This is a genomic window from Flavobacterium fontis (genome assembly GCF_900129405.1).
Lineage (GTDB): Bacteria > Bacteroidota > Bacteroidia > Flavobacteriales > Flavobacteriaceae > Flavobacterium > Flavobacterium fontis.
The window spans coordinates 88824-97769 of sequence record NZ_FQVQ01000014.1; the positions used below are offsets into that span (position 1 = coordinate 88824).

Annotated in this window: 4 protein-coding genes and 1 tRNA gene; 2 read left to right on the top strand and 3 right to left on the bottom strand. The window is 44.1% G+C overall.

Translation table 11 applies throughout. The features are described from left to right. Positions 1-4 precede the first annotated feature (4 nt). From BUC17_RS11365 to BUC17_RS11375, 3 genes are all read right to left on the bottom strand, one after another. The gene (locus BUC17_RS11365) at positions 5-1252 is read right to left on the bottom strand and encodes a site-specific integrase (protein ID WP_073364542.1); all 1248 of its coding nucleotides are present in this window, start codon (positions 1250-1252) and stop codon (positions 5-7) included. A 283-nt stretch (positions 1253-1535) separates the two neighbouring features. Further along, positions 1536-1620: transfer RNA gene (locus BUC17_RS11370), tRNA-Ser, on the bottom strand. Positions 1621-2109: 489 nt separating this feature from the next. Then, the gene (locus tag BUC17_RS11375) at positions 2110-2733 is read right to left on the bottom strand and encodes a response regulator transcription factor (RefSeq protein ID WP_143161785.1); all 624 of its coding nucleotides are present in this window, start codon (positions 2731-2733) and stop codon (positions 2110-2112) included. Between the two features lie 239 nt (positions 2734-2972). On the opposite strand from BUC17_RS11375, the gene BUC17_RS11380 reads away from it, so the two are divergent. Together BUC17_RS11380 and BUC17_RS13935 are read left to right on the top strand one after the other, a co-directional pair. Continuing rightward, positions 2973-3416, top strand: a complete 444-nt coding sequence (locus BUC17_RS11380; RefSeq protein WP_143161786.1) for a hypothetical protein — start codon at positions 2973-2975, stop codon at positions 3414-3416. Positions 3417-3420: 4 nt separating this feature from the next. Next, positions 3421-8946, top strand: a 5526-nt coding sequence (locus BUC17_RS13935; RefSeq protein ID WP_143161787.1) for a PKD domain-containing protein, incomplete at its 3' end; no start/stop codon positions are given.

Genomic DNA, 8946 nt, shown 5'->3' on the forward strand with positions numbered 1-8946 from the left:
CAAATCAGGTTCCTGATTTATGAGTAATTAAGTATGAGTTAGTCCCGAATTTAGATTTTAAAGCTATCATGTCTTCACTAATTTTCTTGTCTAAGATTTTAGCATAATGTTGGGTAGTTTTCAAATTGGTGTGCCCTAACATTTTACTGACGGTTTCCAACGGTACACCGTTAGACAGCGTTACTGTTGTCGCAAAAGTATGTCGGGCAATGTGAAAGGTTAAGTCTTTTTTAATACCGCATACATCAGCTATTTCCTTTAGGTAGGCGTTCATTTTTTGGTTGCTTAAAATAGGCAGTAATCTGTTTTCATTTATACAAACCGGATGATTCTCGTATTTGGATATTATTTTCTGTGCTGTTGGCAGCAATGGAATTTTTGAAGCGGTATCCGTTTTTTGACGGTTTTTGAATATCCACTTATCGCCATCTATTCCCATGGCGATGTTGTCTGTAGTAAGCTGCTGAACATCGATATAGGCAAGGCCTGTGAAGCAAGAGAAAATGAATATGTCGCGGACAAGTTCCAACCGCTCAGTTGTAAATTGTTTATTGATGATTTCCTCTAATTCTTTTTCGGTAAGAAACTCTCGAATGACTTCTTTAATTTTGGCTTTATAATTAACAAATGGGTCCTTTTGCAGCCATCCATTAGCCAAACATTGGTTTATTATTTTATGGAAGTTCTTGATGTATTTAACAGCGGTATTGTTTGCACATTTTCTAACACTTCGTAAATAAAACTCATATTCTGTAATAAATGCATGGTCAATCTTATCAATATTGATATCAGAGATGTTGTATTTCCAAATAAGAAATTCTTTAGTGTGCTTTAATGATGTTTCATATCGCTCCAAAGTTCCGGCAGCATATTCATGGCCGACCAATTCTTTAATTTTGCGATTGTGCTCCACGAAGATAGGGATGAGCATTCGTTCTCTAACTTTTATATCCAAGAGTCTGTTTTTGAATTCCTCTAAAGTAACTGTTATACCATCTTTTAAAAGTTCAAAGTGAATTTCATTAATTCGGTTTTTTGTAAAATCAAGTAAACTGTTAATTGAACAAGCCTCCTCTGAATTACCTTTCATTCTGCCTTGTTCAGAGGACCATTTTGAAGGTTCAATAAATTTTTTGGTACTATACTCGAGTCTTTTACCATCTACGGTTAATCGAATATAAATTGGGAATTGTCCAGAGGAATTGACCTTAGTCGACTTTGCATAAAAATGCGTAGTGATTTTTGTTTTCATTTTTGGTAACCTTTAAGTTAGAAATAATTTATAAAAAGGTTTGCCAATTGACAAGATGTTCAAGTATTGAAAAGGTTACTGAACATGTTAAGCACCGTTTGTGTAATAGCAGTAAATACAATGCTTAAGCGAATTTTGCGAGACCCGGATCATATATTTTTTTGGGTCTCGATTTAGTCCCTTGTATTTTAAAAAAGAATGAATAATTTGGTTGATTCAAAAATGGAAAAACCCCAAAATCATAGGATTTTGAGGTTTTTTATTTCCTTTGAAAGAAATACTGCGGAGAAAGAGGGATTCGAACCCCCGGACCTGTTACAGTCAACAGTTTTCAAGACTGCCGCAATCGACCACTCTGCCATTTCTCCAATACCTTCGCATCACTACTGCAATGCGGATGCAAATATATAAAGCTTTTTTGCTTTTGCAAACACTTTTTAGGGCAAAATCGAAAAGAATTTTGAAAGAAAGAGTAAAAAGCTCAAAATCAAAGCAAAAGAATAACCTGAGTGCATCTGCATAACTTTTTAAAATGAATCAAACGTTATACAGATGCAAATTTCCGTTGGCAAATGGATTAACCCAAACAATAGGATTTCTGCACTCTAAAACAGTAATCGAAAGAAAGAACGTGCCCTTCGGAAACATCAGGCTATAGTGGGAAATATAACAACTGTCAGTATAATTTAACCATTCATTCAATTGTAAATTAAAAACACTTCAATAATGCAAGTAAGTTATTATGAATAGTTCTATTTAACAATTGATACAACAAAGATACTAGTAAGTTTGGGGATAACCAAAGTAAAAACCCCCCAATATCAAAGTATTTTACCCCTAGGAAATGGGTATTTTTCCTATTGGTGCTTTTTAAATACTGCCGCTAGTTCTAAAATGTTAGTAACGCCTGTCTTCGCAAAGATTCGCTTTTTATACGTACTTACAGTAGTTGCTGCTAAATCGAGGCGTTGTGTCATCGCTTGATTGGACAGCCCTAGAATGAGGAGTTCAGCCACTTGAAGTTCGCGCGAAGACAACTTTAACAAAGGATTCACTGTACGTCGGGATGATTTTAATTTCGCATTCCCTATTTTAATTTTCGCCTCAAAATATTGAGATCCCTCTGTTAATAAAACCAATGTTTTGGTTAAATGTTCCAGGGAATCGGTTTTCTCTAACACGACTGAAGCTCCTAAAGAAAATAATTTCCGTTTGGTTTCTTCTTCATATATGGCCGAAAAAACAGCGATATTGAGTGATTTATTCAACCGAGATATCCGTTTGACAAGAGAATAATTAATCTTTTGTTTTACAAAAACATCTACAATAACTAAGTCAAAGGATTGCGCTTTAAGTAATTGTTCCATCTCCAATTCAGAGGAGGCAAAATAGAGCTTACAATGGGATATGTCTTTAAACAAGCCTTCATAAGCATACTTCATGACCGGAACCGCATCATAAATTAAAATAGTTCTTTCCATATCGATACTGCGGTTGATTTCCAACCGATTAATTGAGAGTGCGCTGCAAGTTAAGCGATTTTTATTTCTTACAAAAAAATTATACTAAAAAGATTCATTTTTACTGAGTATTCATCAAAAAATTACGATTACTCAAAATACTATTTCTAAAGATTTATTTAAAAGTATAACTTATCAACAAAATTTTATTCTTTTTTTTAAGAACAATATATTTGATATGCGTATAAAATTACTTACAAATGAAATCATTTCAGGAGTTCTCGTTTGCAGGTCTACGACTTGTTTTTTTCCTTTTTATGTACACTACATGCAGTCAAGCACAGCATTGGTATTTAAATGATAATTCTAAAGTTAACGATATATTTACTTCTCAGGTTGGAATGCCCAATCACCTTGGAAATTCACCCGATCAGCCTTTACATTCACTGACCGAAATTTTACAACGTTGCAAAGAGGGTGATACTATTTATGTTGACACAGGTTCTTACCCCGAATTTACTGCGTCGGGAGAGCTCTTAATTTCACTTTCGAAGCATGTCATCATTATTCATTTTTCGCAAAAAGAATTGTTTTCAAAAAAACAATATCCTACAACTGTGAAAGCCACTGCGGAAGAATTTTACATTCTGAATGACCAACCTGTAAGCCGTGAAGTCTATCTACAACATCTTCAAAAAAAGTAGTTCTATGAAAATAAGAATCCTTATTTATAGCCTACTTTTTGGGCTAAAAACTTTGGCACAACCCGCCAATAATACCTGTGCTACTGCGACGCCAATCGTGGTGGGCAACGGAACCTGTAATTCTATTCTCTATGATAATACGGGAGCAAATACACTAGGGAATCCTCCTACACCCGCTTGTTGGACCCCCAATTCAATGAGTCATACGGTTTGGTTTTCATTTGTAGCTACTACGGCAGATATTGAACTATCTTCCAATTTTGGTGGAACGTTGGCTAATACACAAATCGCCGTATATAGTGGAACTTGTGGAAGTCTCACGCAAATTGCATGTCAAGAAGATGTAAATACGGCAGCCGGTCTCTTACACACGAATGTGATTTTACATGGACTTACCCCAGGAAACACCTATTATGTTGCCATTGATGGAAACGGAAATACCACGGGAACTTTCGGAATTTGTGCCCAAGAAGCACAACCCTTAGGACCTCCTCTCCCCGTTCAGGATTGTGCAACGGCGCAAACACTTTGTAATCTGGGAAATGTATCTGTCCCCGATGGCCCTGGTGGCGTGGGAACCTCTGTTGAATCCCCGAGTTGTTTTGGAGCCCCGGGAGAACGATCCTCGAGTTGGTATACCTTTACCGCCGCAACAAACGGAGTTTTGGCTTTTACCATAACGCCCAATGCCGCGGTTGACTATGATTTTGCCGTTTATGACACAACAACCAGTTGCCCCGGTACTGAATTATCTTGTAACTGGAGTGGTGTTCTTGGGTCGACAGGATTGGGTTGTACAGGGGTTCAATGTAATCCAACGATCAACGTAGTCGCAGGGAATACCTATACCATACTTGTGGATCGATTTACAGCCAATTCATCGGCAGGTTTTACGCTTGATTTCACAGGCACTACTGCAACCTTTGCAAGTCCAAATCCAAGCTTTACAGCCAATACCGCTTGCTTAGGCAACCCAACCCAGTTTACGAATACTACCAATGGAAACTTTACCTACAGTTGGAACTTTGGAGATGGTAGTACAGCAACGGTTGAGAATCCAATACACACCTACAGTGCTGCGGGAACCTATCCTGTCACCTTATTATTGACAGCAGTCCCAGGTGGATGTCAAAATCAAATTATTCAAAATGTTACGGTAACTCCTTTACCCACCGTCGATGCAGGTGCCAATGCAACCATTTGTCCGGGTGATTGTATTACCTTATCAGGGACAACGAATGCAACAGGGGGATCTTCTGCCCCTATCGCATTTACAAATACTACCGCCGTAGCGATACCTGATAGCGATACGACAACAGGAGCCGTTTCAACCATAGCCGTTAGTGGTATTAGTCCCACTATCGTTTCAACGGGAAGTATTGTTTCGGTTTGTTTAAACATTACCCACACTTGGAATAGTGATTTGGATATTTATCTGCAAGCTCCCAATGGAACACGAATCGAACTCTCAACAGACAATGGAGGTATTGATGATAATTACACCAACACCTGTTTTTCAATGAGTGCTGCAACATTAATTACAGCTGGCACATCACCCTTTACTGGAAGTTTTATACCCGAGCAATCATTCAATCTTTTTAATGGGAGTGCAATCAATGGAAACTGGCAATTAATTGTTCAAGATGACGCTGGAGGAGATTTAGGGACGATCAACAATTGGAGTATTTCATTTAATAATTTACTACCCACATTTAGCTGGTCACCAACAACAGGAATGACCAATGCGAATACCTTAACACCAACGGTTTGTCCTACGGCAACCACAACCTATACTTTAACAGCCAATAACGGTGCAACCTGCGTGGTTACGGATACCGTGACGATTTCTGTCAATGGTTCAACTACGCCTACCTTTACCGCTGTAGCGCCCATTTGTGCAGGAGCGACCCTTACGGCATTGCCTACGACATCGAACAATGGAATTTTGGGAACGTGGTCGCCTGCTTTGAATAACACAGCCACAACAACGTATACTTTTACCCCCAATGCTGGGCAGTGCGCCACCACTACAACCTTGACCGTTACCGTCAATCCGCAAGTGACGCCTACCTTTACTGCCGTGTCACCCATTTGTTCGGGAGCGACTTTAGCAGCTTTGCCTACGACATCGAACAACGGGATTTCTGGAACGTGGTCGCCAGCACTCAACAACACAGCCACAACAACGTATACCTTTACCCCCAATGCAGGACAGTGTGCGACGACCACAACCTTGACCATCACCGTCAATCCGCAAGTGACGCCTACCTTTACCGCTGTAGCGCCCATTTGTTCGGGAGCGACCTTAGCGGCTTTGCCTACGACATCGAATAACGGAATTTTGGGAACCTGGGCACCAGCACTCAATAACTCAGCCACAACAACGTATACCTTTACCCCCAATGCAGGACAGTGTGCGACGACCACAACCTTGACCATCACCGTCAATCCGCAAGTGACGCCTACCTTTACCGCTGTAGCGCCCATTTGTTCGGGAGCGACCTTAGCGGCTTTGCCTACGACATCGAATAACGGAATTTTGGGAACCTGGGCACCAGCACTCAATAACTCAGCCACAACAACGTATACCTTCACCCCCAATGCAGGACAGTGTGCGACGACCACAACCTTGACCATCACCGTCAATCCGCAAGTGACGCCTACCTTTACCGCTGTAGCGCCCATTTGTTCGGGAGCGACGGTAGCGGCTTTGCCTACGACATCGAACAACGGGATTTCGGGAACGTGGTCGCCTGCTTTGAATAACACAGCCACAACAACGTATACCTTTACCCCCAATGCCGGGCAGTGCGCGACGACTACAACTATGACCATTACCGTCAATCCACAAGTGACGCCCACGTTTACGGCTGTAGCGCCCATTTGTTCGGGAGCGACTTTAGCGGCTTTGCCTACGACATCGAACAACGGGATTTCGGGAACGTGGTCGCCTGCTTTGAATAATACAACCACAACAACCTATACCTTTACCCCCAATGCCGGGCAGTGCGCTATCACCACTACCTTGACCATTACGGTCAATCCGCAAGTGACGCCTACCTTTACCGCTGTAGCGCCCATTTGTTCGGGAGCGACTTTAGCGGCTTTGCCTACGACATCGAACAATGGAATTTCGGGAACGTGGTCGCCTGCTTTGAATAACACAGCCACAACGACATATACCTTTACCCCCAATGCCGGGCAGTGCGCGACGACCACAACCTTGACCATTACGGTCAATCCGCAAGTGACGCCCACCTTTACCGCTGTAGCGCCGATTTGTGCAGGAGCGACCCTTACGGCATTGCCTACGACATCGAACAACGGAATTTCGGGAACGTGGGCACCTGCACTCAACAACACAGCCACAACAACGTATACCTTTACCCCCAATGCCGGGCAGTGCGCCACGACTACAACCTTGACCATTACGGTCAATCCGCAAGTGACGCCTACCTTTACCGCTGTAGCGCCCATTTGTTCGGGAGCGACTTTAGCGGCTTTGCCTACCACATCGAACAATGGAATTTTGGGAACGTGGTCGCCTGCTTTGAATAACACAGCCACAACGACATATACCTTTACCCCCAATGCAGGACAGTGTGCGACGACCACAACCTTGACCATTACGGTCAATCCGCAAGTGACGCCCACCTTTACCGCTTTAGCGCCGATTTGTTCGGGAGCGACCCTTACGGCATTGCCTACTACATCGAACAACGGAATTTCGGGAACGTGGGCACCTGCACTCAACAACACAGCCACAACAACGTATACCTTTACCCCCAATGCCGGGCAGTGCGCTATCACCACTACCTTGACCATTACTGTTAATCCGCAGGTGACGCCCACCTTTACCGCTGTAGCGCCGATTTGTTCGGGAGCGACGGTAGCGGCTTTGCCTACGACATCGAACAACGGAATTTCGGGAACGTGGGCACCTGCACTCAACAACACAGCCACAACAACGTATACCTTTACCCCCAATGCCGGGCAGTGCGCTATCACCACTACCTTGACCATTACTGTTAATCCGCAGGTGACGCCCACCTTTACCGCTGTAGCGCCGATTTGTTCGGGAGCGACGGTAGCGGCTTTGCCAACTACATCGAACAACGGGATTTCGGGAACGTGGTCGCCAGCATTAAACAACTCAGCCACAACAACGTATACCTTCACCCCCAATGCAGGGCAGTGCGCCACCACTACAACCTTGACCATTACGGTCAATCCGCAAGTGACGCCCACCTTTACCGCTGTAGCGCCGATTTGTTCGGGAGCGACCCTTACGGCATTGCCTACGACATCGAATAATGGGATTTCGGGAACGTGGGCACCGGCACTCAACAACACAGCCACAACGACGTATACCTTTACCCCCAATGCCGGGCAGTGTGCGACCACTACAACCTTGACCATTACGGTCAATCCGCAGGTGTCGCCCACCTTTACTGCTGTAGTACCGATTTGTTCGGGAGCGACGGTAGCGGCTTTGCCTACAACATCGAATAATGGGATTACAGGAACGTGGTCACCGACTTTGAATAACACAGCCACAACGACGTATACTTTTACCCCCAATGCAGGGCAGTGTGCCACCACTACAACCTTGACCATTACGATCAATCCGCAGGTGACGCCTACCTTTACCGCTGTAGCGCCCATTTGTTCGGGAGCGACCTTAGCGGCTTTGCCTACGACATCGAACAACGGGATTTCGGGAACGTGGGCACCGGCACTCAACAACACAGGCACAACAACGTATACCTTCACCCCCAATGCAGGGCAGTGCGCCACCACCACAACCTTGACCATTACGGTCAATACGCAAGTAACGCCCACCTTTACTGCCGTGGCGCCGATTTGTGCAGGAGCGACGGTAGCGGCTTTGCCTACGACATCGAACAACGGAATTTCGGGAACGTGGTCGCCAATATTAAACAACACAGCCACAACAACGTATACCTTTACCCCCAATGCCGGGCAGTGCGCCACCACTACAACTTTGACTATTACCGTCAATCCGCAGGTGACGCCCACTTTTACCGCCGTAGCGCCGATTTGTTCAGGAGCGACCTTAGCGGCATTGCCTACGACATCGAACAATGGGATTTCTGGAACTTGGGCACCGGCACTCAACAACACAGCCACAACGACGTATACCTTTACTCCCAATGCAGGGCAGTGCGCCACCACCACGACCTTGACCATTACCGTCAATCCGCAAGTGACGCCAACTTTTGCGATTGCTAATCAAACCTATTGTCAAGGGAGTCCTGTGATACAACCGCTATTACCTACTAATTCCAGTAATGGACTTGTGGGAACGTGGAATCCTGCTTCGATTTCAACAGCCCTTGTAGGAGTGACTACCTACACATTTACACCCTCGGCGCCATGTGCGTTACCTTATAGTTTTACAGTAACTATATTCTCCGCCCCCACCGCCAACACGCCCACCCCATACGAAGTGTGTGATGACAACAACGATGGTGTGGCGTGTACTTTTGTGTTGGGCACAAAGACTCCG

Bases quoted from the DNA above. Each gene is read 5' to 3' on its own strand.
- BUC17_RS11375 (WP_143161785.1), bottom strand. From the start codon at position 2,733: ATGGAAAGAACTATTTTAATTTATGATGCGGTTCCGGTCATGAAGTAT.
- BUC17_RS11380 (WP_143161786.1), top strand. From the start codon at position 2,973: ATGAAATCATTTCAGGAGTTCTCGTTTGCAGGTCTACGACTTGTTTTT.
- BUC17_RS11365 (WP_073364542.1), bottom strand. From the start codon at position 1,252: ATGAAAACAAAAATCACTACGCATTTTTATGCAAAGTCGACTAAGGTC.